The 25,727-nt window shown below is 70.5% G+C and carries 28 protein-coding genes; 9 read left to right on the plus strand and 19 right to left on the minus strand.

Going from position 1 to position 25,727, the window contains the following annotated elements; genetic code table 11:
• Nucleotides 1–81 precede the first annotated feature (81 nt).
• Nucleotides 82–909, minus strand: coding sequence for a formate dehydrogenase accessory sulfurtransferase FdhD (fdhD, locus tag EDD30_RS19935; RefSeq protein ID WP_071805579.1), 828 nt, complete (start codon nt 907–909; stop codon nt 82–84).
• Between the two features lie 650 nt (nt 910–1,559).
• Between fdhD and mobA the strand changes: the two genes are divergently transcribed.
• Nucleotides 1,560–2,159: a molybdenum cofactor guanylyltransferase gene (gene mobA, locus EDD30_RS19940; RefSeq protein ID WP_280526159.1), complete on the plus strand. Its 600-nt coding sequence runs from the start codon at nt 1,560–1,562 to the stop codon at nt 2,157–2,159.
• A gap of 103 nt (nt 2,160–2,262) precedes the next feature.
• Entirely contained in the window at nt 2,263–2,529 is a 267-nt protein-coding gene (locus EDD30_RS19945) for a DUF6457 domain-containing protein (protein ID WP_071805577.1), read from the plus strand.
• A 27-nt stretch (nt 2,530–2,556) separates the two neighbouring features.
• Here the strand turns inward: EDD30_RS19945 and EDD30_RS19950 are convergent, their stop codons facing one another.
• Complete coding sequence (locus EDD30_RS19950) at nt 2,557–2,841, minus strand: hypothetical protein (protein WP_143162685.1); 285 nt, start codon at nt 2,839–2,841, stop codon at nt 2,557–2,559.
• On the opposite strand from EDD30_RS19950, the gene EDD30_RS19955 reads away from it, so the two are divergent.
• The gene (locus tag EDD30_RS19955; RefSeq protein WP_071805572.1) at nt 2,840–3,931 is read left to right on the plus strand and encodes a T3SS (YopN, CesT) and YbjN peptide-binding chaperone 1; all 1,092 of its coding nucleotides are present in this window, start codon (nt 2,840–2,842) and stop codon (nt 3,929–3,931) included. The genes EDD30_RS19950 and EDD30_RS19955 overlap by 2 nt on opposite strands.
• Before the next feature lie 124 nt (nt 3,932–4,055).
• On the opposite strand, the gene EDD30_RS19960 is transcribed toward EDD30_RS19955, so the two are convergent.
• Together EDD30_RS19960 and EDD30_RS19965 are read right to left on the minus strand one after the other, a co-directional pair.
• The gene (locus EDD30_RS19960; protein WP_071805570.1) at nt 4,056–5,918 is read right to left on the minus strand and encodes a beta-propeller domain-containing protein; all 1,863 of its coding nucleotides are present in this window, start codon (nt 5,916–5,918) and stop codon (nt 4,056–4,058) included.
• Between the two features lie 36 nt (nt 5,919–5,954).
• Entirely contained in the window at nt 5,955–6,413 is a 459-nt protein-coding gene (locus EDD30_RS19965) for an Lrp/AsnC family transcriptional regulator (protein ID WP_071805601.1), read from the minus strand.
• A gap of 67 nt (nt 6,414–6,480) precedes the next feature.
• Between EDD30_RS19965 and ddaH the strand changes: the two genes are divergently transcribed.
• The gene (gene ddaH, locus EDD30_RS19970; RefSeq protein WP_071805568.1) at nt 6,481–7,308 is read left to right on the plus strand and encodes a dimethylargininase; all 828 of its coding nucleotides are present in this window, start codon (nt 6,481–6,483) and stop codon (nt 7,306–7,308) included.
• A 49-nt stretch (nt 7,309–7,357) separates the two neighbouring features.
• The gene (locus EDD30_RS19975) at nt 7,358–7,927 is read left to right on the plus strand and encodes a bacterial proteasome activator family protein (protein ID WP_123678368.1); all 570 of its coding nucleotides are present in this window, start codon (nt 7,358–7,360) and stop codon (nt 7,925–7,927) included.
• Here the strand turns inward: EDD30_RS19975 and EDD30_RS19980 are convergent.
• From EDD30_RS19980 to serS, 3 genes are all read right to left on the minus strand, one after another.
• On the minus strand, nt 7,922–8,731 hold the full coding sequence (locus EDD30_RS19980) for a Cof-type HAD-IIB family hydrolase (protein ID WP_071805599.1): 810 nt from the start codon (nt 8,729–8,731) through the stop codon (nt 7,922–7,924). The two genes, EDD30_RS19975 and EDD30_RS19980, sit on opposite strands and share 6 nt — an antisense overlap.
• Nucleotides 8,731–9,543, minus strand: a complete 813-nt coding sequence (locus EDD30_RS19985; RefSeq protein ID WP_071805564.1) for a Cof-type HAD-IIB family hydrolase — start codon at nt 9,541–9,543, stop codon at nt 8,731–8,733. The genes EDD30_RS19980 and EDD30_RS19985 overlap by 1 nt, the downstream gene beginning before the upstream one ends.
• 107 nt (nt 9,544–9,650) lie before the next feature.
• On the minus strand, nt 9,651–10,913 hold the full coding sequence (serS, locus tag EDD30_RS19990) for a serine--tRNA ligase (protein WP_071805562.1): 1,263 nt from the start codon (nt 10,911–10,913) through the stop codon (nt 9,651–9,653).
• A gap of 74 nt (nt 10,914–10,987) precedes the next feature.
• Between serS and EDD30_RS19995 the strand changes: the two genes are divergently transcribed.
• The 3 genes from EDD30_RS19995 to EDD30_RS20005 are packed head-to-tail and all read left to right on the plus strand — an operon-like array spanning nt 10,988 to nt 12,614.
• The gene (locus EDD30_RS19995) at nt 10,988–11,416 is read left to right on the plus strand and encodes an OsmC family protein (RefSeq protein WP_071805560.1); all 429 of its coding nucleotides are present in this window, start codon (nt 10,988–10,990) and stop codon (nt 11,414–11,416) included.
• 47 nt (nt 11,417–11,463) lie between these two features.
• A complete protein-coding gene (locus EDD30_RS20000; protein WP_211277789.1) occupies nt 11,464–11,826 on the plus strand; it encodes a metallopeptidase family protein in 363 nt (120 codons plus the stop codon).
• 53 nt (nt 11,827–11,879) lie between these two features.
• Nucleotides 11,880–12,614 (plus strand): AIM24 family protein, encoded by a 735-nt coding sequence (locus tag EDD30_RS20005; protein WP_071805559.1) that lies wholly within the window; start codon nt 11,880–11,882, stop codon nt 12,612–12,614.
• Between the two features lie 195 nt (nt 12,615–12,809).
• On the opposite strand, the gene pheA is transcribed toward EDD30_RS20005, so the two are convergent.
• From pheA to EDD30_RS20030, 5 genes are all read right to left on the minus strand, one after another.
• Nucleotides 12,810–13,766 (minus strand): prephenate dehydratase, encoded by a 957-nt coding sequence (gene pheA, locus EDD30_RS20010; RefSeq protein ID WP_071805557.1) that lies wholly within the window; start codon nt 13,764–13,766, stop codon nt 12,810–12,812.
• A 79-nt stretch (nt 13,767–13,845) separates the two neighbouring features.
• Nucleotides 13,846–14,100: a hypothetical protein gene (locus EDD30_RS20015; RefSeq protein ID WP_071805555.1), complete on the minus strand. Its 255-nt coding sequence runs from the start codon at nt 14,098–14,100 to the stop codon at nt 13,846–13,848.
• Between the two features lie 624 nt (nt 14,101–14,724).
• A complete protein-coding gene (locus tag EDD30_RS20020; RefSeq protein WP_071805552.1) occupies nt 14,725–15,114 on the minus strand; it encodes an ACT domain-containing protein in 390 nt (129 codons plus the stop codon).
• Nucleotides 15,115–15,200: 86 nt separating this feature from the next.
• The gene (locus EDD30_RS20025) at nt 15,201–15,671 is read right to left on the minus strand and encodes a transcriptional regulator (RefSeq protein ID WP_071805595.1); all 471 of its coding nucleotides are present in this window, start codon (nt 15,669–15,671) and stop codon (nt 15,201–15,203) included.
• Between the two features lie 148 nt (nt 15,672–15,819).
• Nucleotides 15,820–16,557, minus strand: a complete 738-nt coding sequence (locus tag EDD30_RS20030; protein ID WP_071805593.1) for a hypothetical protein — start codon at nt 16,555–16,557, stop codon at nt 15,820–15,822.
• A 326-nt stretch (nt 16,558–16,883) separates the two neighbouring features.
• Between EDD30_RS20030 and EDD30_RS20035 the strand changes: the two genes are divergently transcribed.
• Nucleotides 16,884–18,086, plus strand: coding sequence for an arginine deiminase (locus tag EDD30_RS20035; RefSeq protein ID WP_123678369.1), 1,203 nt, complete (start codon nt 16,884–16,886; stop codon nt 18,084–18,086).
• A 164-nt stretch (nt 18,087–18,250) separates the two neighbouring features.
• On the opposite strand, the gene EDD30_RS20040 is transcribed toward EDD30_RS20035, so the two are convergent.
• From EDD30_RS20040 to EDD30_RS20070, 7 genes are all read right to left on the minus strand, one after another.
• The gene (locus EDD30_RS20040) at nt 18,251–19,138 is read right to left on the minus strand and encodes a DUF5926 family protein (RefSeq protein ID WP_071805548.1); all 888 of its coding nucleotides are present in this window, start codon (nt 19,136–19,138) and stop codon (nt 18,251–18,253) included.
• Between the two features lie 133 nt (nt 19,139–19,271).
• Entirely contained in the window at nt 19,272–20,693 is a 1,422-nt protein-coding gene (locus tag EDD30_RS20045) for a sensor histidine kinase (protein ID WP_071805546.1), read from the minus strand.
• Between the two features lie 84 nt (nt 20,694–20,777).
• The gene (locus EDD30_RS20050) at nt 20,778–21,578 is read right to left on the minus strand and encodes a glycerophosphodiester phosphodiesterase (RefSeq protein ID WP_071805544.1); all 801 of its coding nucleotides are present in this window, start codon (nt 21,576–21,578) and stop codon (nt 20,778–20,780) included.
• Nucleotides 21,575–21,910, minus strand: coding sequence for a rhodanese-like domain-containing protein (locus EDD30_RS20055; RefSeq protein ID WP_071805542.1), 336 nt, complete (start codon nt 21,908–21,910; stop codon nt 21,575–21,577). Before EDD30_RS20055 ends, EDD30_RS20050 begins: the two co-directional genes overlap by 4 nt.
• Before the next feature lie 16 nt (nt 21,911–21,926).
• A complete protein-coding gene (locus tag EDD30_RS20060) occupies nt 21,927–23,120 on the minus strand; it encodes an LCP family protein (RefSeq protein WP_071805541.1) in 1,194 nt (397 codons plus the stop codon).
• Nucleotides 23,121–23,283: 163 nt separating this feature from the next.
• Nucleotides 23,284–24,627 carry an LCP family protein gene (locus EDD30_RS20065; protein ID WP_394328251.1) on the minus strand — a complete coding sequence of 448 codons (1,344 nt, stop codon included), beginning with the start codon at nt 24,625–24,627 and terminating at the stop codon, nt 23,284–23,286.
• A 109-nt stretch (nt 24,628–24,736) separates the two neighbouring features.
• Nucleotides 24,737–25,702 carry an NAD-dependent epimerase/dehydratase family protein gene (locus tag EDD30_RS20070; protein ID WP_071805539.1) on the minus strand — a complete coding sequence of 322 codons (966 nt, stop codon included), beginning with the start codon at nt 25,700–25,702 and terminating at the stop codon, nt 24,737–24,739.
• Nucleotides 25,703–25,727 lie beyond the last annotated feature (25 nt).

Consider the following 25,727-nt stretch of genomic DNA (forward strand, 5'->3'; position numbering starts at 1 on the left):
GACGACCGGGTTCCGGAGCTTGCGGCCGTGGATCTCTGGACCGCGTGACTTGGATGAAGGCGGGCCGCAGACTCAGCGGACTCAGGCGGTTACCCGGTGCGAGCCCGCGTAGACGTTCATCGACCTGCCTCGGAGGAAGCCGACGAGGGTCATTCCTGCCTCGTCCGCCAACTCCGCCGCAAGAGTGCTGGGCGCGGAGACCGCCGCGAGCACCGGGATTCCCGCCATCCAGGCCTTCTGGGTCAGTTCGAAGCTTGCCCGTCCCGACACGAGCAGTACGTGTCCGGACAGCGGCAGGCGGTCCTCGCGCAGCGCCCATCCGATGACCTTGTCGACCGCGTTGTGCCGTCCGACGTCCTCGCGGAGCACTGCCAGCTCCCCGTTCGCGTCGAAAAGGCCGGCCGCGTGTAGTCCGCCCGTACGGTCGAATGTCCGCTGAGCGGCGCGCAGCTTGCCGGGAAGCTCGCTCAGGGTCCGCGCGGCGACGGACACCTCGTCGGCGCTCACATCGAAACGCGACCGGGTGCGGACGGCGTCGATGCCGGCCTTTCCGCACACGCCGCACGAACTGGTCGTGTAGAAACCGCGGCTCGGATCCGTCACCGGCGGCGGAACGTGATCGCCCAGCACGACGTCGACCACGTTGTAGGTGTTCGGCGCGTCGGTGCCCGCGCATAGCTGAGCGGTGACGACGTCGGAGGGGATCTGGATGATGCCCTCGCTGAGCAGGAATCCCATTGCGAGGTCGATGTCCTGGCCAGGCGTGCGCATGGTGACGGCGAGCGGCTTCCTGCGCAGCCGGATCTCCAGCGGCTCCTCGGCGGCGAGGTCGTCGGGCCGCCGACTCGGTCCCCCGGGCGCGTCCAGGTCGATCTTCGTCACGGGTCGCCGGTTCGTCGTCCGCGCCATGCCGCCAGCCTAGGGTCTCCCCTGCCGCATCGATCGCCGCGGCAAGGCCTGGGCCCAACAGCCTGCGATGCCGCCCACCTCATCGACCTACGACGCGATCGATTCGTCGGTCTGCGGCGTGCCGGGTTGGGCTGACTGCTGCGGCGTGACGGGTGCGCTCGCCCCTGCGGCCTGACGGGTGCCGCTGGCTTCTGTGGCGTGAGAGGTTCGGCTGACGCCTGCCGCGTGACGGATTCCGCCGGCCTACAACGCGACGGATCCGTCGACCGGCGGTGCGACGGGTTCCGTCTCGGCGTGCGGTGCGGGCGCGGCCCGATCCGCCGCCGCGTTCGGCGCGTAACGGCCCGCCGTGCATGCGTGGTCTGTCGGTCTGCGGCGTGGCCGGGCTCGGCGGACGGCCTCCGGCGAGTCCGGCCCGGGCGGGTCGGGCGGCGCTCTTCGACGACTCGTCCGGCCTCGACTCGCGATTCCGGCAGCTCGAACGCCACCCGGTGCGGAGGCCACAGCGCCGTCATCGATGGCTGATCAGGGAGAAAGGCCGCGAACTGCTCCGGATTTCCGGTCGCTGACGAAGTCGATCCGCACGCCTTCTCCGGGTTGTCGGGCTCCGCGCGGTCACGCTCGCGGGCTCGGCGGGATACGGTACGTACGTGGGGGGATTCGCGGCGGTGGTGCTGGCCGGCGGTGCGGCGCGTCGGATGGGTGGGGCGGACAAGGCTGCCATCCCGGTGGCCGGGCAGTCGATGCTGACTCGTGTGCTTGCCGCGGTGCATGACGCCGATCCTCAGGTCGTGGTCGGCCGGGTGCCTCCTGACCTGCCCGTCGAGGTGGCCTCCACGAGTGAGGAGCCCCGAGGCGGTGGGCCCGTGGCGGCCACGGCGGCAGGGCTGGCGCTCGTGCCGCGGGACGTCAGTTTCACCGCGTTGCTCGCCGCCGACTTGCCGTTGCTGACCGGTGAGGCGATCGACGTGCTGCGACTCACCGTCGAGTCCGCGCCGCTGGAGGGTGCGGTCTACCGGGACGCGGAGGGCCGACGGCAGGCGTTGTGCGGAGTGTGGCGTACGAACGCGCTGCGGGACGCCGTCAGCAAGCTCGCCGAGGAGCGTGGGGGTCTGCACGGTGCCTCGATGCACGCGCTGCTGGAGCATCTCCGCTTCATCGAGGTTTCCTGGCGGCGGCCTGGCCCGCCGCCCTGGTTCGACTGCGACACCGATGACGACCTGCGGACCGCCGAGGAGTGGGTCCGGTGAACGTTGCTCCGCGGCACGAACGATGCCGAGGAAGACATCTGTTGAATGCTTTCCGTGGCACCGGCGATGGCGATGGCCTGCGGACCGGCGGGGTGCGGCTCCGATGAACGTCCTCGACGAGTGGATCAAGGCGGCGGTGGCGGAGCTGGGTCTGAGCGCTGCCGATGTGGCGCCGGCAACGGATCAGGGCTCATCCGCGACGGCGCTGGTGCTGGACCTGGCTCGGGACGTCGCCCACAACGTCGTGCGCCCTGGTGCGCCGATCTCGGCCTACCTGATGGGACTCGCCGTGGGCCGCGGCGCCGACCCCGCCGACGTCGCCGCCCGCCTGAGCGAACTGGCCAAGAATTGGCCCCCCAACGATCGGTGAAGGATGGGAGGCGAGCTCCGAAACCGCTCAGAGAAGAGGCTTCGAGACGGCGCCGGTGAAGCGGCAGGCGGCGAAAAGCGCCAGGCCGCAGAGGGTGAAATGCCAGGCGGCGAGGCTGAAGCGCCATGCGGTGGCCCTGAAGCGCGAGCCGGTGACAGTCCGGCGGGCAGTCAAGCGCGAGCCGGCAACCATGAAGCCCCGGTCGGCGCCAAACCCAGCGCCGAACGGCTGTGAAAGACGGGTCGGGAATGAGACGCGGCCGTGGGGCGGTCCGGCGGCTCGATAGGGTGACGGGGCGGAGGTGACGATCATGACGGCGGAGAACACTCCTGATCAGCCCGAGGGCGTCCTGCTCGACGAGCCGACCACGGCCGATCTGCGGGCCAAGGTGACCGAGGCGTGGCGGGAATTCGCCGCGGCGCTCGCCGTGCTGCTGCCTACCCTCAGCGCGGGCGCACATGTCGACCTCACCCTCGATCCCACCGCGTCCGGCACCGGCACCGCCGTGTACTCGGTGAGTATCCGGGTGCTGCCCGACGACGTCATCGAGGCGCTCGCGGTCGGAAACGCCGCTCTGCCCGAGGGGTTCCGGATGGATCGCTCGTCGGTCGCCGACCTGGTGGCGCTGGGCTGGTCGCCGCCGGGGGTGCTGGCCGGTTCGGGTGACTCGTTCGGGCTGCGTACCACCACCGATGCCGCCAAGCAGTTGGCCACGATCGTTTCGCGGACGCTGCGTGACGTGTACGGCGCCCCGCACCCGGCGTTCCTGGTCTACCTCGTGCACGACGAGGAGGAGGAGCCGATCGAGACGGCGCCGCTGGCCACCGCCCGGCATGAGCCGTCGATCGACGAGGAGCTCAGCCTCGACGACCTCGACGAGGACGGCGTGCTCTCCGAGGCGCTGGCCAACGCCGCCGACGAGGTCGTCCCGCTCGAGGAGCGGGTCCGTACGGTGGTCGCGACCATGTCCAAGACCACCGTCGACCAGCTCCAGGTCGACACCGACGGCGACATCGGCATCCGGGCCGGCTCGGCGATGGTGTTCGTCCGGGTACGGGACAACCCGCCGCTGGTCGACGTCTTCTCGCCGATCCTGACCGAGGTCGAGCCGACCGAGCAGCTTTACGTGAAGCTGTCCGAGCTCACCAATCGCATGCCGATCGGCCGGCTCTACTGCGCGCAGGACACCGTCTGGGCCTCGATCCCCGTCTTCGGCCGTAACTTTCAGGCCACCCACCTGATGCTGGCCGTCCAGGTCATGACCGGCCTCGCCGACGAGCTCGACGACCGGCTGCACGGCGAGTTCGGCGGCAAGCGCTTCTTCGGCGAGGGCGACAAGCCCGCCCCGGCGAAGTCCGCCCCCGCCGACGGCGACGACCACCGCACGGGGATGTACCTCTAAACCGACGACCGAAGGCCCCCGATCAAAGCCCCCGCGAAGGCCGCCGACCAAAGGCCAGGACCGACGGCGGGCCCAGATGGCGGGTCCAGATGGCGGGTCCAGACAGCGGGTCCAGACAGCGGGCCTAGACGGCCGGCAGCCAGGCGAGCTTCTCCATCGTGGACAGCCGTGACGCCTGAAGGCCGCCGTCGGAGAGCGTCCACAGCGTGTCCCCGATCACCAGCGAGCGGCGGACCATCGCCTGCCGCAGCGTCGCGATCTCCCGTACGCCGGTGTCGCTGACCCGCAACGCCAGCGCGCCGCCGGTGCCCCCGCCGCCGTCGAACGAGACCGAGGACACGGGTACGACGAGCAGGTTCGTCGCCGGCCACCAGAGCAGCGCGTGCGGGTCCCATTCCGCCTCGGAGTGGCCTCCGGCGATGTGGTGCTGCGCGAGCCGTCGCGGCTCGGCCGGGTCGGAGACGTCGAAGAGCGAGACCTGGGTGCCCTGGATGCGGCCGTCGGTGTCGGCCTCCTGCCCGACGCCGATGAGCCTGCCGTCGCCGGCCGGCTGGAGATGTGCCGAGTACCCCGTGATCTTCAGTTCGCCGGTGACTTTCGGCTTGGCAGGATCGCCGAGGTCCAGGCTGTAGAGCGGGTCCGTCTGGCGGAACGTCACGACGTAGCCGCGCGGGCCGATGAAGCGTACGGAGTAGATCCGCTCGCCCTTGCCGAGGCCGTCCACCATCCCGGTCTGCACCAGCTTGTCGTCGTCGACTCGCAGCACGCGTACGGCCGACTGTCCGGCCTGTTCGTTCGTGGTGGCCACGCGGAGGTGTCCGTCCCATTCGGACATCGCGTACTGATTGATCAGGAAGCCGGTGACGGTGCCGGCTCCCGCGTACACGGGGGGTTGGTTGCCGTTGAGGGTGAAGCGATAGAGCTCGGTCTCCTGCCGGGCGGGCCTCCCGGCCCGGCCGCCGGCCCAGTTGAGCCGCCAGCGCTGGTCGCCGGCGAGGTAGAGGCTGCTCGCAGTGGCATAGACGGTGTCGCCGTCGGCGGCGACCGTGACCGCGTCGCCGCTGCCGAGGACGGGCTTGGTCAGGTCGAACGTCAGCACACTGAGCAGCGAGCCGCCGGAGTAGTCCGACGGCCGGCTGACCCGCCCGCAGTCCGTGGCGCCCTTCGACGTCGTGCCGCCGGTGGTGACTTCCCAGGACGGCAGCCAGGCCGCGACGGAGGCCCGGTCGATCACCTTCCGCTGGGCCTTGATCCGCTCGTCGTCGTCCCACGCGGCCGGCTGCTCCGGGAACGTGATGCGCGGGTTCGAGCGCAGGACGATGCGGGCGGTGCTGCCGGTGAGGCGGGCGTCGACCAGATTGCCCTCGGTCCGGTACCGGCTGACGATCCGTGGTGGCCCGGAGATGTCGACGGAGATCAGCTCGGGCTTCGTAGCGGCTGGCATCATCCTGGAGTCGGGCGCATAGCCCATCCAGCCACCCGGGACCAGGACGAGTGCCACGTCGCCGGCGAGGAGCAGTTCGAGCGGGCCGCCGCCTTGCCGCAGTTGCAGGTCCAGCTTGCCGGTTTGCGTACGGGTGGCCGCGTCCACCACGCGCAGGGCGCCCCGGTCGACCGTGACGATCCGGCGCCCGTCGGTCTTCACGATGTCCGGCTCGTCGGCGTCCCGTTCGTGGTTGTTCGTGCCCGAGTATTCCGGTGGGGCGCCCGGAGCCTTGGCGGCCACACCGGCGCTGTCGGCCATGGTCCGGGAGCCGAACGGCATCGTCTCGGGCATCGCGGCGGAACCCGGCAGCCCGTACGGTCCGACGCTGGCCTTGGCCGCCCGCTTCAGATCCGCCTCGAGCTGTTCGCACGAGTCGAAGGCGACCAGCCGCATCGGCCCCGGTACGGGCGGCGGCGGAGTGGGAGGCGACGATTTCGCCGTGCATCCGCTGAGCGGGAGCGCGAGGGCGACGGCGGCACAGAGCAGTGAGCGGCGCGACATGGGGGTGGGACGCAGCGTGACCGTCCCGGGTTCCGGCTAATTCGTCGTGGGCACCGGTGTCGGCGTCTCGACGAGCCGGGAGAGCACGACCATGCTGCGGGTCGAGGTGACGAACGGTTCGGCCCGCAGCCGTTCGAGGGCCTGCTCGAGGTGCCCGATGTCGGAGGCCCGCAGATGCACGAGCGCGTCGGCCTGCCCCGAGACCGTGTACGCGCCGACCACCTCGGGATGCCGCCGGGTGGCGACGGTGATCTGAGCGGGCGTGGTGCGGCCGGTGCAGAACAGCTCGACGAAGGCCTCGGTGGTCCATCCGACGGCGGCCGGTTCGATGACGGTCGTGAATCCCTTGATGACGCCGCTGGTGCGGAGCCGGTCGACCCGCCGCTTGACCGCCGGGGCGGACAGCGAGACCTTCGCACCGATCTCAGCATAGGAGGCGCGGGCGTCGGCGATGAGCAGCGCAATGATTCGCTTGTCAACGGCGTCCATCTGCAACGATTCGCCTCCGACGAGCAAGGGATTGAGCTTTTTCGGTCGTCCCAGGGTACCTACCCTTTACTGCATGAGCCACACGGAGCGCTTGCCGCGAATCAGGACATACCTCATGTGTCCCCCTGAGCACTTCACGGTCGAGTACGCGATCAATCCCTGGATGGACACGACTGTCCCGGTTGATCCCGCTCTCGCGCTCAAGCAGTGGCAGATGCTCAAGGACACCCTGACCGACCTCGGCCACACCGTGCACGTCCTCGACGCCGTACCGGCCCTGCCCGACATGGTGTACGCCGCCAACGGCGCCTTCTCGGTCGACGGCAAGGTCTACGGCGCGCGCTTCAAGTACCCGCAGCGCGCCGCGGAAGCCGCCGCCCACCGGCAGTTCTACGTCGGCGGGCCGTGGACCTTCGCCGACCCGGAGCACGTCAACGAGGGCGAGGGCGACTTCGCCTACGTGCCGGAGGCGCACGGCGGCCTGATCCTGGCCGGCCACGGCTTCCGTACGGACCCGGCCGCGCACACCGAGGCGCAGGAGGTCCTGGGCCGCCCGGTGATCTCCCTGAAGCTGGTCGACCCGGCGTACTACCACCTCGACGTGGCCCTCGCGGCGCTCGACGACCGCAACGTCACGTACTTCCCGGAGGCCTTCTCGGAGTCCTCGCAGCAGGTCCTCGCCCAGCTCTTCCCGGACGCGGTCATCGCCGACCGGGCCGACGCCGAGGCCTTCGCCCTCAACCTCGTCAGTGACGGGCGCCACGTCATCCTCAACCACGAGTCGACGGCGCTGGGCGAGAAGGTGCGCGCGGCCGGCTACACCCCGGTCTACGTCGAGCTGAGCGAACTCAAGCGCGGCGGCGGCAGCATCAAGTGCGCGGTCGCCGAACTGCGCCCTTAGGGCAGGGCCTGGTGCGGGCGGGTGGTTCCTGCGAGGCAAGATGGATCGCATGAGCGACGACACCCACACCGCAGACAAGCAGGAAGACGGCTCCGTCATCGTGGTGGGCCCCGACGGCCGCCCCATGGGCACGGTGGAGTCCGACGGCACGATGAAGGCCGAGGAGCCGGGCAATCTGATCGAGCAGCCCGCCAAGGTCATGCGGATCGGCAGCATGATCAAGCAACTGCTCGAGGAGGTCCGGGCCGCCCCACTCGACGAGGCGAGCCGGGGCCGGCTGCGGGAGATCCACCAGCGCTCGATCAAGGAGCTGGAGGACGGCCTGGCGCCGGAGTTGCAGGAGGAGCTGGAGCGGCTGTCACTGCCGTTCGACTCCGAGACCCCGCCCAGCGAGGCGGAGCTGCGGATCGCCCAGGCTCAGCTCGTCGGCTGGCTGGAGGGTCTCTTCCACGGCATCCAGGCGGCGCTGGTCGCCCAGCAGATGGCGGCCCGGCTGCAGCTCGAGCAGATGCGCGGCGGCCAGGGCCGTCCGGCGCTGCCCATGGGCCCGCACGGCGTCATCCCCGGCATGCCGGGTCAGGGCGGCGACGGCACCGGCCCGACCGGGCAGTACCTATAGCCCGTACAACCGCTCCAGGTACGCCGCGACCCCGTCCTCGTCGTTGGTGAGCGCCACCTCGTCGGCGACCTCCTTGACGGCGGGATGGGCGTTGCCCATCGCCACGGAACGGCCTGCCCATGCCAGCAGGGGCAGGTCGTTCGGCATGTCACCGAAGGCGACGACCTCCGCGGCGTCGATGCCCTCGCGCTCGCAGAGCCAGGCCAGGCCGGCGGCCTTGGTCACGCCCGCCGCCGAGATCTCCACCAGTGCGGACGAGGACGAGTGGGTCGCCTCGGCCAGCTCGCCCAGCGTGCGGCTGACCAGCTCGGCGAACTCGTCCGGTCCGTGCTGCGCGGAGCGGGCCAGCAGCTTCACCGCCGGTGCCGTGGTGAGCTCTTCGGGCGTGCTCAGCATCCGTACCGCCTGGTGCTCGACGTCCCAGCGCAGGGGCCAGTTTTCCTCGTACCAGAAGCTTCTGCCGTTTTCGACCTCGACGGCCAGGGCGACGTCGGGCACGGCCTCGCGCAGCCGCTTGGTCACGTCGAGCAGCAGCTCGACGGAGAGCGGGGCGGCCCGCAGGATCTCGTCGGTGTCGGGGTCGTAGACCACGGCGCCGTTGGCGCAGATCGCCGGCAGCGGTTCGGCCATCTGGTCGTAAAGCTGGCGCAGCCAGCGCACCGGCCGGCCGGTGACGAGCACGGCCGGCACGCCGCGGTCTCGGAGCCGGTCGAGAACGTCGATGGTACGGGAACTGAGCGTGCCGTCGTCACGGATCAGAGTGCCGTCGATGTCCGAGGCGACGAGGCGGAATGGGGAATGCATCACTGCGACAGTAGCCGGTCGAGATAGACCGCCACCCCATCCTCGTCGTTGCTGAGGGTCACCTCGTCGGCCACCGCCAGCAGCGTGGGGTGGGCGTTGCTCACGGCGACCCGGCGCCAGCCGGCCCAGGCGAACATGGGCAGGTCGTTGGGCATGTCCCCGAAAACCAGCACGTCCGCCGGGTCGACGCCGACGGCCTGCGCAACTACGGCCAGCCCGGTGCCCTTGTCCACCTCCGGCGGGCAGATCTCGAGGTAGTTCTGGCCGGCTTGGGTGACCGTCGCCACGTGCGGCGCCACGATGCGCTGCGCCGCGGCGAGCAGGTCGTCGACGTGCCGGTCGAACGAGCGGGCGAACGCCTTGATCACGTCGCCGGTGAGGCACTCGTCCCGGGTCCGCGGCTCCACCGTGACGGGGAAGCGCCAGGTCGGGTCGTAGTCACCCCAGAGCGGGGCGTCGTCGTGCTCCAGGGCCTCCACCATGACGGAGAGCGGCCCGACCTCGGCCTCGAGATCCTGTAGGACGACCGCCAGGTCGCGGCCGGGCAGGCGGGCGTTCCTGAGCAGAGTCCCCTCGTTCTGGTCGATGACCCAGCCGCCCTGCGCAAGCACGAGGAAGTCGGCGGCGCGGATGTCGTTGCGGGTGAGCTCGGTGAGCCGCGGCCCCCGGCCGGTGGCGCCGACGATGCGGATACCCGCGGCCCGGACCCGGTCCAGGACCTCATGGGTGTACGCGGACACGGTGTCGTCGCTGCGGACGAGGGTGCCGTCGAGGTCGGTCGCGATGAGCTTCGGGAGACCGGGGTGGGCCATCTGAACCTCCGAGGGTGGCGAACCCCCGCGGAGGGCGGAAGGAAAACGTTACACCGGACCGGCTACCAGCGGCCATGACTTCTGGTAGCCGATCGGTGTATTGCCCCTTACCGGATGGGTTCGAGCACGTCCCGGCCGCCCAGATACGGCTGGAGCGCCTTGGGCACGCGGACGGATCCGTCCGGCTGTTGGTGGTTCTCCAGGATCGGAATCAGCCAGCGGGTCGTGGCGAGCGTGCCGTTGAGCGTCGCCGCGGTCTGCGGCCGGCCGTCGGCGTCGCGGTAGCGGATGTTCAGCCGCCGGGCCTGGAACGTGGTGCAGTTCGACGTCGACGTCACCTCGCGGTAGCGGCCCTGCGACGGCACCCAGGCCTCGCAGTCGAACTTGCGCGAGGCGCTCGACCCCAGGTCGCCGGCGGCCACGTCGATCACCCGGTAGGGGATCTCGACCTTGGCGAGCATCTCCTCCTCCATGGCGAGGAGCTTGCGGTGCTCCGCCTCGGCTTCCTCGGGCTTGCAGTAGGAGAACATCTCCACCTTGTCGAACTGGTGGACGCGCAGGATCCCGCGGACGTCCTTGCCGTGCGACCCGGCCTCCCGGCGGTAGCACGACGACCATCCCGCGAACCGCTTCGGGCCGCCGTCCAGGTCGAGGATCTCGCCTGCGTGGTATGCCGCCAGCGGCACCTCCGACGTACCCACGAGGTAGAGGTCGTCGGCCTCGAGCCGGTAGACCTCGCTCGCGTGGCTGCCGAGGAAGCCGGTGCCCTCCATCGCGTCGGGGCGGACCAGCGACGGCGTGATCGACGGGGTGAAGCCGTGCTCGACCGCCTGGGCGATGGCCATCTGCAGCATGCCGAGCTGGAGCAGGGCGCCGACGCCGGTGAGGAAGTAGAACCGCGAGCCCGACACCTTCGCTCCCCGCTCGGTGTCGATCGCACCGAGCGCCTCGCCGATCTCGAGATGGTCCCGCGGCTTGTCGATCGCCGGCAGGTCGCCGACCTCACGGAGCACGACGAAGTCGTCCTCGCCGCCCGCCGGTACGCCGTCCTGCACCAGGTTGGGCAGGGCCATCTGGGCGCGGCGCAGGGTCTCGTCGGCCTCGCCCGCGGCGGCCTCGGCCGCCTTCACCTCGGCGGCCAGCTCCTTGGTGCGCGTGAGCAGGGCAGCGCGTTCGTCGCCGGAGGCCTTCGCGACCTGCTTGCCGAGGGACTTCTGCTCGGCCCGGATCGACTCGAAGCGCTGGGTGGCCGCCCGCCGCTCCTCGTCGGCGCGCAGCAGCTCGTCCACCTTCTCGGTGGACTCGCCGCGCAGCCGCTGGCTGGCACGGAACGGCTCGGGATCTTCGCGCAGCAGTCGCAGGTCAATCACGATTGACGAGCCTACCGGCGTCGCCGATCGGTTCTCACCCCGATATGCCGCCCGGTATGGACTAGCGTCAAGCCATGCCTATTCGCACTGCTTCCGCCCGCTGGTCGGGCAACCTCACCGAGGGCTCGGGAACCGTCAAGACCGGCAAGGGCGGTTACGAGGGGAACTACTCCTTCAAGTCCCGCTTCGAAGAGGGCGAGGGAACCAACCCCGAGGAGCTGATCGGCGCCGCGCACGCCGGCTGCTTCTCGATGGCGTTCTCGAAGGCTCTCGCCGACGAAGGCTTCACCCCCACCTCGGTCGAGACCACCGCCAAGGTCCACATGGACAAGACCGACGCCGGCTTCAGCGTCACCCGCATCGAGCTGGAGACGGTGGGCGACGTCCCCAACGTGGACGCCGGCACCTTCTCCAAGATCGCCGAAGCCGCCAAGGAGAACTGCCCGATTTCCCGCCTGCTCTCCCCGGGCGCACAGATCACCCTGACCGCCACCCTGTCCTGAGGCGGGGCTCCCGCGTGCTCCACCCGCTCCCGGGCGGGTGGAGCACAATGGGCGGCGTGCCGGTCGAGATGAGCCGTGAACGCTTCGAAGAACTCGTCGGCGAGGCCCTCGACGAGGTCCCGCCCGAACTGCTCAGGATGATGAACAACGTGGTCATCCTGGTCGAGGACCTCCCGCCGGACGGCACCCTGGATCTGCTAGGCCTCTACGAGGGCACCGACCTCACGCGCCGCGGGTGGGACTACGCCGGTGTGCTGCCCGACCGGATCACCATTTATCGCCTCCCGACTCTCGACGTCTGCGACACCGAGGACGACGTCGTCGAGGAAGTCGCGATCACGGTGGTGCACGAGATCGCTCACCACTTCGGCATCGACGACGAGCGGCTACATGCGCTGGGCTGGGGATAAAGGTTGCCAACCGGCCTTACTCTCTGAGAGTCAACGCCTACAGGAGGACCTTCATGCGCAGCGAACTGTTCTCGGCCGAAAACCTGGAGAAGGAGTCGGCGCAGCCGGGCCTGCGACTCCAGAACTCCAAGCTGCTCAAGGCGGAGCTGAACGGTGAGTTCATGGCCCGCGTCGGCTCGATGGTCGCTTACCAGGGCCAGGTCCAGTTCGAAGCGCTCGGCTCGGGCGGCCTCGGCAAGTTCCTCAAGCAGAAGCTGACCGGCGAGGGCGTACCCCTGATGAAGGTCAGCGGCCACGGCGACGTCTTCCTGGCGGAGAACGCCGCCGACATCCACCTCATCGACCTCGAACCGGGCGACGGGCTGTCGATCAACGGGGCGAACGTCCTCGCCTTCGACTCGACCCTCAACTACGACATCAAGATGGTGCAGGGCGCCGGCGCGCTCTCCAACGCCGGCCTGTTCAACTGCGTCTTCTCCGGCTACGGCCGCATCGCGGTGACCACCAAGGGCACGCCGGTGGTGCTGACCGTCGACCAGCCCACCTACGTCGACCCGCAGGCGGCGATCTGCTGGTCGGCCAACCTGCAGACCGGCTACCACCGCGCCGAGCAGTTGGGCCTTGGCACGCTGCTGGGCCGCACCACCGGCGAGCGTTTCACGATGAGCTTCGCCGGCCAGGGGTTCGTCGTGGTCCAGCCGTCGGAGGAACCGCCGGGCGGCCTCGCCGGCGCGGCGCAGGGCCAGCAGCAGCAGGGCGGCATCATCGGCAACCTGCTGGGACACTGATAAAGATCAAGTTCAACGGCTTCATGTCGTAGCTCGGTGGGTGGTGCAGGCCGTCGCTCACGCCGAGGCCGGGCCCGGAGATCCAATCGCCTAGCGGCTCATGAGCGGATCTCCGGACCCTTCATTCTGCGTGAGTGGTCACCCTTCGAAGACCCACGAACAGTAGGGCTCGGCGGCTCGCCGTCGGCTCAGCGTCTAGTAGGGCTCGCCGGCGCGGAGGCGGGTCAGCCAGGCGGCGCTGTCGGCGAAGTCCTTGTTCGTCAGGCCCGGTTGTGACGGTGCCGGCTCTTCCTGGGCGCGCTTGGACCAGCGGTGGCGCGGGTAGGAGCCGAGGAACCGGACCTCCGCGCAGATCCGGCGCAGCCCCTGGAGCGCCTCGCCCAGGCGGGGCTCGGCGACGTGGCCGGTGCAGTCCAGGAAGAAGACGTAGACGCCGAGCTGTTCCCCGGTGGGCCGGGACTCGATCCGGGACAGGTTGATACCCCGGACGGCCAGCTCGGTGAGCACCGACAGCAGCGCGCCGACCCGGTCATGGGAGATCATCACGGCCAGCGAGGTCACATCGTCCCCACTGGGCGGCGCGGGCGGCGCGGGCCGGGATAGCAGAGCGAACCGCGTCACCGCATCCGCGTGGTCGGCGATCTTCTCGGCGAGTGTGGTCAGGCTGTTGCGCGGCACCCCGATCGGCGCACAGATCGCGGCGTCCACCTCCCCCTCCGCAGCGGCGATGGCGGCGGCGGCATTGGACAACACGTCCACGACGACGGCGTCGGTGAGATTCGCCCGCAGCCAACTGCGGCACTGCGCGGACGCCTGCGGGTGCGCGGCCACCGTACGGATCGCGGCCAGCGGTGTCAGCGACGCGGAGGCCAGCACGAACTCGACCGGCAGCACCACCTCCCGGGTGATGACCAGCGGGCTGCCGGTGCCCAGCTCGTCCAAGGTCACCGGAACGGCTCCGCCGACGGAATTCTCCAATGGCACCAGCGCGGCATCGGCCTCGCCGGCCCGTACGGCCTCGAGCGCCTCGGGAACACTGCGGGCCGGGGTCCGGATGCCGCGCTCAGCAGCGGGAATCGTCCGCAGCGCCTGCTCGGTGAAGGTCCCCTCGGGCCCCAGATACACGAATCGGGTGGGTGGCGTACCGGGCATTCCCCCACCCTAAGGCCCCACGATCCCCGGCGGTTCATCCGTCGGGGGTGCGGCGCGCTGCGCCCGTCGGCGGCCCGCGTCAGACGCCGCAGGCGCGGACGCGGATCCCGGGGGGAGCGTCGCTTCGCACGCGCTTGGTACACACGTCGGTGCCGACCTCCACCAACTGCAGCGCGGAGGGCTTTCCGGTGGTCACCACGAACAGAGGTTCGGGCTTCTGCTCGCCGCTGCGAGGGACGATCTCGATCGTGGAGAATTGCCACTTCCCAGAGCAAAACGGCCCGTCGATCACCGTGAGCGCCCGATCGGGAATCCCGGCGGTCCCCCGCACCACGGCGACAATCTGCGCAGCGCTCGGCCCGGCAGTGCACTTGGGCGCAGGTGAGGGCGTGCCCGTCGCGGGCGTGGTGGTCGCGCCAGGGGCAGGAGGCGGGTACGGCCGCGGCGGCACACCGGCAGTGGGGTATCCCGCCGGCGGCGGTGCTCCGGTGGGCAATCCGGCAGGCGGTAGCCCGCCCGTGACCGGCGGGGACGGCATTGTCGGCAGCACGCCCGGAAGCGCGGAACTCGACGGGGCGACCCCGGCACCCGCCGTTCCTAAAGGAGGCGCGCTCACCGGAGGCGCGGGCGGCGCACCACACCCGCTCAGCAGCACCATCCCGCCCGCGACCGGCACCAGCAACGCCCGGGCCCGGCGGCGACCATCCTCCGGCACCCGCCCATGGTAGGTCTTCCACCGCCGGAAAAGGGATCTCGCCGCTTGTCGACCGCGTGGCGCCGCTGTGCACGGCGGCCGTGACACAAGCCGGTTCGCAAACCGTGGTCGGCGGGCGCTGTGGTGGTCTCCGGTCAGAGCGCGCGGTGGTCTTGGTCAGGGCGCGCGGTGGTCTTGGTCAGGGCGCGCGGTGGTCTTGGTCAGGGCGCGCGGTGGTCTTGGTCAGGGCGCGCGGGGTCTTGGTCAGACCGCGACTCGGTGGCCCGCGGCGGTGAGGGTGTCCACGGCCTCGGTGAGGCGGACCCGGGGCACCAGCAGGTAGTCGGTGTCGAAGGTCGAGAAGGCGATGATGTTCACGCGGGCGTCGGCGAGCGGCCCGACCAGGGATGCGAGCACGCCGGTCAGGGCGAGGTCCAGGGGGCCCACGACGCGCAGGCATCGCCAGGCGGCCTCGACGGTTGCGGCCTCGGGGACGCGGGTGGCGGGGCAGATGATGGAGATCTCGTCCGGTGCCCAGGTCACCGAGATGACGCCCTTGTCGTCCGGACCGCTGCTCAGGGAGGCGGGCAGGGCGGTTCCGGCAGGCAGCCGGCACACTGCGTACTCCTCCGGGAGCAGGTCGAGATCGAGCATAAGGGCACACTACGGTCAAGACCCCGGTCATCCCAATGGGTTACCGGTGCGTTAATTACCACACGAACGACCCCGTGACAGGGCGGTCAGTAGCGGATCGCGGAGAAGAAGGTCAGGGAGGCCACGACCCGGCCGTTCTCCAGGATCGGCGTGGCGATGGCGTCGACCGTGACGTGCCGGTCGTCGGCCGGTGGCTGGATGCGCATCAGGCCCCGGGTGAGTTGCTCCGACGTCAGCGCCAGCAGGGGCGGAATCTTCTCGATCTCCGGTTCGGCCAGGTCGCCGCCGCCGGCGGTGAAGTCGATGAGGCGGAGGGCCCCCTCGCCGCCGAGCAGGGGGCGGCCGACCACGTCCGCGCCCTTGCCGAGGCCGAGCAGGTCACTCGCGGAGGGGGACACCGCGACGACGGTGGCGCTGACGTCGATCACCAGGCAGGGCTCGACGGCCTGCCAGACCGTTGCCGCCCAGCGGTCGATGTTCGAGACGAACTCCGATTCGTCCGGCGTCCGTGCCTGGGGCACGAACGCTCCCGAGAGTGAGAGCTCGACGTGCGCCACCCGCACCTCCCTGATATCCGTGCCGTCCGGCGGACCTGACTCCGGCCGGATCGGCGAGGTCCGCCAGACCTATGGCCTCACACCTCGCGCGTCCGGCCGGCGTCGCTCGCGTCGACCCGCGACCGCGAGCTCTGCACTGGGAGGAACGTTACCGGTGGGCTGACCGCTTGTCAGCGGCCGTTTGGTCGCCTGTGTACCAGCGATAGTCCCCCTCCGGGCGGTACGGAGCGTTCGTCCAGGTGGCCGGGTGTTGCGCCACCGCGGAGAGTTTGCCCGCGGTGGCCGGCGAGATGCGGGCACCGCCGGCGATCAGGAGACGGTCGAGCTCCTTGTGGGTGGCGACCAGGCAGTCCTTCGGCAGGCCGTGGACGCTGATCACGCCGGATCCGACGAAGGCCAGCACGGGCGTCACCGGCACGGGCAGGCCGACGGCGGAGCTCATGGCGCGTCCGGCGCGGCGGGCGTCTCGGCGCGCCTCCGCGACGTACCCGGGACGCTTGCCGTTGATCTGCACCACGTCGCCGGCGATGAGGACACGGGCGCGACCGTGGTCGGCGACCGTCACGGCGTAGACGCCGCCCGGGCCGATGGCGAGGAAGCCGGCCCGGTCGTCGCTGGGGTCGTGCTCATAGCCCGGTGAGTCGGTACGGGGCCAGTCGACGATGTGCCAGGCGGGCCCGAGGCGGTCGAGGCGGGTCAGCGCACGGGCGCCGGCGGCCTCGAGGCGTCGGGCCTCCCGTTCGGCACGGCGGCGGCGGGCCCATTCGACGGGACTGGGGCGGACCGGCTCGAGAGCTGAGGGCGGGGCGGTGCGGCGAGGGTCGATGGCGGGGGGATGCGGGCGATGGGGCACGGGCAGGGCGGGGCGTGCGGGGAAGACAGTCACTGCGACCTCCGGCAAAAGGTCCATCGGGCTCTCTTTCCACTACGGTAAGTGTCTGACCCGGTACTCAAGCAAGCCATCGCACCGGAAAGAAAGCGGAATGAGTGGGGATGAATGCCGCATTCACGCACAAGCTCTTTTTCCGTATGGTGCATCACGCGACCTAGGACTCCCCTGGGATCCGAAACGTCCTCACTCAAGTTAGCGTGGCCTTAGCAGTGGCGCATCCATGTCCCGGATCTTGGCGCAACGTCACAGCATGGATGCGGACAGTAAGGACAAAATGGTCTCGCCGCCCGCCCCGTGCCCGAAGGTCATAGGCTCGACCCGTGCCTCCTTATGTCGACAGTGAAGTCGCCCGGCTCGCCACCGTCATGCTGCACCGGCCCGGTGCGGAGCTGGCCCGGCTGACTCCGCGCAACAACGATTCCCTGCTCTTCGACGGCATCCCCTGGGTGGGACGGGCGCAGGAGGAGCACGACAAGTTCGCCCAGGCCTTGCGGGACCGCGGCGTCGAGGTGCTCTATCTCGGCAAGCTCCTGGAGGAGACCCTCGCGGTCGCCGAGGCGCGGGAAGAACTGACCCGGGGCGTCCTGGAGAGTCACCGGCTGGGCGACGCCCTCCGGGAACGCGTCACGGCGCATCTCGCCGACCTCGGCCCGGTGGAACTGGCCCACGTCCTCATGGCGGGACTGGCCCACGAGGAGGTCAAGCCCGGCCCGGGCCGGACCGGCGGCCTGGTCTACGAGCTCATGGACCGGCACGACTTCGTCATCGACCCGCTACCCAACCTGCTCTTCACCCGCGACTCGTCGGTGTGGGTACGCGACCGAGTAGCCGTCACCAGCCTCGCCATGCCCGCGCGCGGGCGGGAGACCACGCTGACCCGAGCGATCTACACCCACCACCCCCGGTTCGCCGGCACGGAGCTGCTCTACACACCCGGCCTCGAGCACGTCGAGGGCGGCGACGTGCTGCTGCTGGCCCCGAACGTGCTGGCGATCGGGGTCGGCGAACGGACGACCCCGGCCGGCGCCGAACGGCTCGCCCGCCGGGTGTTCGGTGCCGGACTGGCCCACACCATCCTGGCGGTCCCGATCGCGCAGGAGCGCGCCACGATGCACCTCGACACCGTCTGCACGATGGTCGACGTGGATGCCGTCGTGATGTATCCGAACATCGCCGACACGCTGCAGGCGTACCCGGTGACCCTGGGTTCGGACGGTGAGCCGGTGGTGGGCGCGGCCCGTCCGTTCCTGGTCGCCGCCGCGGAGGCGATGGGCATCGACCGGCTGCGCATCATCGACACCGGCCTGGACCCGGTCACCGCCGAGCGCGAGCAGTGGGACGACGGCAACAACACCCTGGCGCTCGCGCCGCGGCTGTGCGTCGCGTACGAGCGCAACGTCGAGACGAACGCCCAGCTCGAACGGGCCGGCATCGAGGTCATCGCGATCAGCGGCTCGGAGCTGGGCTCGGGCCGCGGCGGTCCCCGCTGCATGTCCTGCCCCGTGGAGCGCGCACGGAGCTGATGGCCTCGCCGAGCTGAGCTGATGGCCTCGCCTCCGGCTCGGCGGGCACTGCGCCCCTGGACGCGGTGGTGGAGGACACCGAAACGGACCACGGCTAAGGGCGCCTTGTCCGCTGCGGCGCCCTCCACCACGACGGGCGCAGTGCGACTCTGGTTACGGCCGGATCATCTGAGCGTGAGCTGGCGGCCGACGAGGCCCTGCTTGGCGCGGCGGGCCGCACTGTCCAGCGGGCCGGTCTCGGCCAGCGTGTCCGTGTAGCGCTTGGCGAAGTCCGCGAGCGGGGCTTCCCAGTCGGCGCCCTCGGGCTCCCCGGGCACGTCCCAGACCGGCACCAGCAGCCCGTGGGCACGGAACATTCCGGCGAACTTGGTGCCCTCGCCCAGCAGCAGATCACCCGCGGCGGAGAGTCGGGCGAGCGCGTCCAGGGCCGCGTCTTCCGCCTCCGGCAGGACCCAGCGGACATGTGCCTTGTCCGGCACCCGGCACCAGTACGCCGCGTGCGCCGCCGCCAGCCGTACGGTCGGGTAGATGGAGGCGTTCGCGCGCTCGAGGGATGCCTTCACGCCGGCGTCCTCGGCCTGCTCGGCGTCGAGCCAGTATTCGAAGCCCTCGTGCATCTCGATGTCGAGCGGCCCGTCCACGAGGATGTCCTGCAGGCGGGGACCCTCGCCGGGCAGGGCCGGCACGGCCACGGTCCCGCCCGGCGGGGTACGCAGCGCGCACAGGACCGCCTCGGCGATGTCGCGGGAGACGTCGCCGGACTGGATGTGGCGCTGGAGTCCGACGAAGACGCGGCCGTCCTGGCGGGTCATCGCGGGCCAGGCCATCGGCAGGACCGTGGAGAGGGTGACCGGGCGGTCGCCGTACTCCTCGATGATCTCGGGTTTGAGGGTCAGCGGCGCGGAGGCGGCCGGGACCAACTCGCGCAGGGCGATCCATTCGGTCTCGTCGGCCAGGCCCTCGAACGGCCGGGCGACGAAGATGTCACGCACCTTCTGGCGCTTGGGCGCCGCGTCGGCGGCGGCTCGGGGGTTCTTTCGACGCTTGCTCACGGCGACCCAGCCTAGGCGGTGCCCGGCGGATCCGGGGTACGCGGCCCGCCCGTGTTCACATCGATCATGGAAAGTCGGTGGCCAGGCGCGGGAAAGCGCACACCGCCGAAGATCGTCGACGGCCGTCGGAGGCTCAGGCGCGGGGGAAGCGCACCTCCGCGACGGTGCCGCCACCCTGGCGCGGGCGCAGCGACACCCAGCCGTGCTGCCGCTCGACGATCCGGCGGACGAGATAGAGCCCCAGCCCCGCACCCGCGCCGGCGGTCCCCTGCCAGTAGCGCTCGAACGCGCGCTCGACATGCTCGGGCCGGATGCCGATGCCCCGGTCCGCGACCCGGAACGTCACGGTGCTCTCGTCGCCCGCCGCGGTCACCGTCACCTCGGTCTCGGCGGGCGAGTACTTGTCGGCGTTCGTGGCGAGCTCGGTGAGGATCGTGGCGAGCGAGTCGCGGTCGCCGAACGCCTTGGGGAGGTCGCCCGGCAGGTTCTCCAGGACCAGGCGGCGGCGCAGGCCGGCGGGGAGGGCGGCGGCCGCGGCGCGCAGCGCGTCCGCCAGGTCGAAGGGACCGGGTGGCGCGCCGCCCACCTCGCCGTCCTCGCTGGTGGCCGAGAGCAGCCGGTCCACCAGGCGGGCCAGTTCCCCGGCCCGGGCGCCGATCGCGCGGACGGCGTCCTGGCGCCCCTGGTCGCCGAGGGAGTCCCAGTGGTTCGTCAGCGTGTCGGCGTACCCCTTGATCACGGTGACCGGGGTGCGCAGCTCGTGGCTGGTGACCGCGACGAAGAGGTCGCGGTCCTCGTGCCGGCGGTCCTGGTCGGTGGAGTCTCGGAACGTCACGACGCGCATGGCCGGGGTGCGCGGGAGGTCGCCTGCGGTGACCTTGAGCCGGCGACCCGATGGGAGGTGATGGACCAGGACCTGGCCGGGCGGGGGCACCGGGAAGGGCAGCTCGTGGTGCAGCGCCTCGGCGGCCGTGCGCCCGGTGAGCCGTTCCGCGGCGGGGTTCCAGAGCTGGACGACGCGATCGCGGTCGACGACCGCGAGGCCGTCGGCGAGGGCGGCCACCACCGGGCCGTCGCCGTGCACGGGGAAGCCCGCCTGTCTGCCGTAGAGGTGGCCGGCGGTGGCGGCGAGGAGTTCGAGAACGGCGTGGTGCTCGGGGCCCGGTTCGCCGCCTTCGCCGTAGGAGACGTACAGCGCGCCGACGACCGCGTCGCCCACCGCGCACGGTGTGCCGAGCACGTACCGGATGTCCGTGCCGTCGCCTCGGCCGGCGATCGCGTCGTCGAGGGCGTCCAGCGGGAGGAACTGGGTCCGGTCGGCCTCCGGCACGGTGACCCGCCTGCCGAGGGCGCCGGCGCAGCGGCCGGCGCAGGCGATGACCCGCCCGTGGCCGGGGCCGTACTCGGCGAAGCCGGCGCCGAGCGCGCCGAGGACGTCCTGGGCGAGCCGGACGAGCCGCCCGAGCATGGCGAGGCCGGTGTCACCCGTGCTGATCCGCTCGAGGAGCGCGATCTGCCCCCGCGTCAGCGCGGAATAGTCGGGTCGGTCCGGCATGTCTGCGAGTGTGCCTCGCTTACCGCCGTTTGGGCATACCGATACGCGTGGATCTTGCCGATTATCGGGCGACAGTGGCTGGCGTCACACCTCTGGTGCGTCGGCGAGCCGGTCGATCACGAAACGCGGCCGGTCGGTGATGATCCCGTCCGCTCCCTGCGCCACCACGGCCTCGAGATCACGGTCGTCGTTGACGGTCCACACGTACGTCTGCAGACCCGCGGCCCGCAGCGCGGGTATCAGGCCCGGACGGGCCCGGACCAGACCGATGCCGGGTCCCGCGATACGGGCGCCGAACGGCAGCCGGCCCCGCCCCACGCCCGGGGGAAGGATCTCCAGCAAGTAGACGGTCGGAATGCGGGGCGTGAGGTTGCGGATCCGGCGCAGGGCCAGCGCGGCGAAAGACATGACCGTCACTTGTACGGGTGACGCCGGCGCCGGCTCCGCGAGCCCGTGCCGGTGCAGCGCCCGGACCAGCCGGCGCTCGACCTCGGCGCCGTACCGCGAGGGGTGTTTCGTCTCGATCAGCAGCCGAACCTGGCGTCCGCAGCCGCGCAGCGCCTCCAGCAGCCCGTCGAGGGTGAGCAGCCGGGTGTGGTCCTCCAGGGGCTCCTCCAGCGTCGCCGCCGACGCGTGCCAGGAGCCGAAGTCGAGCGCGTCCAACTCGGCGAGCGTCTTGGCGCTGACCCGCCCGGTGCCGTTGCTGGTCCGGTCGAGCTTGCGGTCGTGGACGCAGACCAGATGCCCGTCGCGGGTCAGCCGCACGTCGCATTCCACGCCGTCGGCACCCTCGTCGAGTGCCCGCAGGTATGCGGCGAGCGTGTGCTCGGGGAGCGCGTCCGCGCCGCCCCGATGCGCGAAGACCAGCGGCCGCCCGGGTCTCACAGCACGCGGGCCGGCTGACCGTTCTCGCTGACGACGTCGTGCCCGGCCGCGGCCCAGGCCTGCATGCCGCCGTCGAGGTTGCGGACGTTGTCCCAGCCGTTGCCCATGAGGTAGGAGACGACCTGACCGGAGCGCCCGCCGGAGCGGCAGACCACCACGACCTGGGTGTCGTTCGGGATCTCGGCGACCCGCGCCGGGACCTCCATCATCGGCATGTGGTGGGCGTCCGGCGCGTGGCCGGCCTGCCATTCGTCGGGTTCGCGCACGTCGAGCAGGAAGGCCTGGGGCTCGACCTGGGATGGCGTCACGCTGGGTACCTGTGGTCCGAACACGATCCCCAGGGTAGAACTACTTCTCGTTCGCCACGACGTCCGGGTTGGCGAGGATGAATTCGGAGAGCTTGTCCCGGCGGACCGCCTCGTACATCTCCATGCTCTTGGGCTTGATCGTCTCGTAGCCGTTGCCGTCGCCCGCGAAGGTGCCGTTGTTGGTGCGCAGCAGCACCATGTCGTTCGCCGCCACACCCTTGAGGCCGAAGATGAAGTCCGCGACCGGGACGTTGCCCGTGTCCAGGACGAACGCCTTGCCGGCCGCCTTGATCAGGCTGTTGACCTTGACCGGGTTGGTCAGGATGCCGCTGCTCGCCGCCTTCTTGGCCATCGCCTTGATGAGCTGCTGCTGGTGGCGCTGGCGGTCGTAGTCGCCGTGCTTGAGGCCGTACCGCTGGCGGGCGAAGTCCAGGGCCTCCCAGCCCTCCATCTCTCGGCAGCCCTTCTCGTGCCAGATCTCCTGCTTCGTGCCGCCGGCCTTGCGGGCCTCGGCGAGGTACATCGGCTTGCCGTCCACGAGCTTCATGTGGTGGGACTTCACCCGCTGGTCGACGCACATCTTCACGCCGTCGAGCGCGTCGATGACGCTCTTGAAGCCGTTGAAGTCGATGATCGCCGCGCCGTCGAAGGTCATTCCGGTGTTCTCTTTGATGGTCTGCGCCAGCAACTGGGCGCCGCCGGTCCATCCTCCGCCGTTCTGCGCGCCGTGGAAGAACACCTCGGTGGCCTTGGCGGTGCCGCCCGGGTACCTCGACGGGGAGAACGCCGGCGCCTTCATCGCGGTGTCCCGCGGAATCGACACGAGATAGGCCTGGTCATGGCTGGCCGGGATGTGCAGCACGATGATCGTGTCGGCACGCAGGTCGTCGACGGCCCACCGCTTTCGGGCGTCGACGCCCATGAGCAGGATGTCGATCGGGCCCTTGAGATCGCCGCCGCCGTCGACCTTCCTCTTCTCGTTGCCGCCGAGCAGGTTGCCCTTGGTCACGTTGCTGGTCGCACTCTTGACCAGCCAGTTGGTGCCTGCGATGCCGGCGCCGCCGGCCATCATCAGCACCGCGCCGAAGACGATCGTCATCTTGGCCCAGAGCGGATCCTTGCGCCCCTTGGTGGCCGGCAAGGCCGGGGCGAGCGGCCGCGGAGCGGTGCGCTGGATGCCACGGCCGCCATCCCGATCCGGCGGGGAAGGACGCCGGGTGGTCTGGACGGTCATGCGTTCTCCAAGCGCTCGGGCCGACGGCGGAAGTCACTGTACGTTCAACTTCGATCTCGTGCGATACCTCGTTCGGTGCCGAGGAGATGCACGAACCGTCAGACAACGACGGCGCGGGTGGCGAAATATCGCCGACCCGCGCCGTCTGACCGAATCGGAGGGTTCAGCCGCCCGCCTGGTTCGACGACTTCTTGCCGTTCGCCGCCATCCACTCATCCATCTTGTCGGCAGCCATCGCCTTGTACAAAGCGAGAGCATTCTCCCGGTCGGAAACCACCACGCTTTGTCCCTCGATGGTCTCGCTGCCCTTGTTGGGGCTGGTGAAGAACTTGAGGTTGTTGCCACGAAGGTTGCGGAACTGCAGCGCCATGTCGGTCAGCGAGAAGTCCTTGTCGGCGGTGATCGCGTTGGTGACCGCCTTGAGGAAGCTGTTCAGCTTCGCCGGGTTCGTCAGCGTCCCGCTGCTGGCGGCCTTGTCCATCAGCGCCTTGAGGAACTCCTGCTGGTGCTGCATCCGGGCGAAGTCACCGCGGGGGAACTGCTTGCGCTGACGGATCCAGTCGAGGGCCTGGGCGCCGTCCATGTGCATCGTTCCCTTGGTGAACTTCCGGTACGGCTTGTGGATCGACGTGATGCTCTGCTCGACCTTGAGGTCGACGCCGCCGAGCGCGTCGGTAACCTCCTTGAAACCGCCGAAGTCGATCGCGAGCACGTGGTCCAGATGCACGTCGGTGAGGCACTCGACGGTCCGGACCGCCCGGGGCAGCCCGCCGAAGGCGAAGGCTGCGTTGATCTTGGCGCGGCTGCCGGTGTTGCAGTCGGCGTTGTTGGACTCGGGCACCTGCACCCACAGGTCCCGGGGAATCGAGACGAGCTGCGCCGACTTATGGTTCGCCGGGATGTGCATGATGATCATCGTGTCCGCGCGCCAGGCGCTGGACGACTCCTTGATGGCGTCCGGGTCCCGCGAGTCGCTGCCGACCAGCAGGAGGTTGAGCGCGCCGTCGACCGTCTTGGCGGGCCGACCGTTGGTGAGCTCGGAGAACGCATCCGTGCGCTTGAGGTCTTTGTTCAGCCCGTTGGCGTAGCCGTAGAGCGAGATGCCCGCGAACAGGCCGATCACGATGATCGCCGCACCCGCCACCATGGCGATACGGCCCCAGCGTGGCTTTCGCCTGCCCTTGTACGGCCGCCCGCCCGGCCGGCCACCCGGTCCCCGCGGCGGTCCGCCCGGTCCGCCGCCGGCGCCGCCCGGATAGTCGTCGAGGCCGTCGCCGTACGTCCGGCCGCCGGACCGGGCGCCGCCGCCGTAGCTGCGACCGCCCTCGGACCACGGGTCTCCGGCGGGCCGCTCGCCATAGGCGCGGCCGGTCCCGGGACGGCTGGTGCCCACGCGGCCGGAGGAGCCGGGTACCGAGGCTCGGTTCATGGCGCCCGGCATGCCCGCCGGACCCGGTGACCAAGCCCGGCCGGCGGGGTTACCCCAAGGGGACGAGATCGCAGACATGCCTTCAGGTTACGTAACCGCATCCAGGCAAAGCGCGCATCGACACCGGCTCGGCACGAACGGAGGAGACATTACCGTTCGTAAAACGTTCACTACTGCGACTAATTGCTCATTGTCCGAAGAACTCGATCGTGCGGCGGAGCCCCTCCTCCGGCGCGATCCGCGGCTCGTAGCCGAGCAGAGTGCGGGCCAGCGTGAGGTCGGGTCGGCGCTTCTCCGGATCGTCGGCCGTGCGCTCGACCAGCTCGATCCGGGACTCGCTGCCGGCCAGCTTCACGATCAGCTCGGCCAGCTCCAGCATGGTCACCTCGTGCTCGGTGCCACAGTTGATCGGGCCGGTCTCGCGCGAGTCGAGCAGCAGCAGGATCCCGCGGACCAGGTCGTCGACGTAGGTGATGGACCGGGTCTGCGCGCCGGTGCCGTGCACGGTGATCGGCGCGCCGCGCAGGGCCTGCGAGATGAAGGTCGGGATGGCCCGGCCGTCGTCCGGCCGCATGCGGGGACCGTACGTGTTGAAGATCCGCACGATGGCCGTGTCGAGGCCGTGGAACCGGTGGTACGCCATCGTGGCGGCCTCGGAGAAGCGCTTCGCCTCGTCGTAGACGGCGCGGACGCCGATCGGGTTGACGTTGCCCCAGTAGCTCTCCGGCTGCGGGTGCACGGCAGGGTCGCCGTACGCCTCGGAGGTGGAGGCCATCAGGAAGCGGGCCGAGTCGGCGACCGCGCGGTCGAGCAGCGCCAGCGTGCCGGCCGAACCGACCTTCAGGATCTCCACCGGCAGCTTGGCGAAGTCGGTGGGGCTCGCCGGCGACGCCATGTGCAGGATCGCGTCGAAGCGCTCGACCAGCGCCGGATGGGCCGGCAGGCCCTCGGCGACGTCCGCCTCGATGAGGGTGAACCGCGGCTCGGCGGCGAGGTGGGCGACGTTGTCCTTCGTGCCGGTGACGAAGTTGTCGAGGGCGACGATGGTGCAGCCGCGGGCGAGGAGGGCGTCCACGACGTGCGACGGCACGAAGCCCGCCCCGCCGCTGACCAGAATCCGGTGTCCTTCGCCAAACCGCTGCTGCACTGACATGAGGCCACTCTAGGCGAAAGGGGCC

The organism is Couchioplanes caeruleus (assembly GCF_003751945.1).
Lineage (GTDB): Bacteria > Actinomycetota > Actinomycetes > Mycobacteriales > Micromonosporaceae > Actinoplanes > Actinoplanes caeruleus.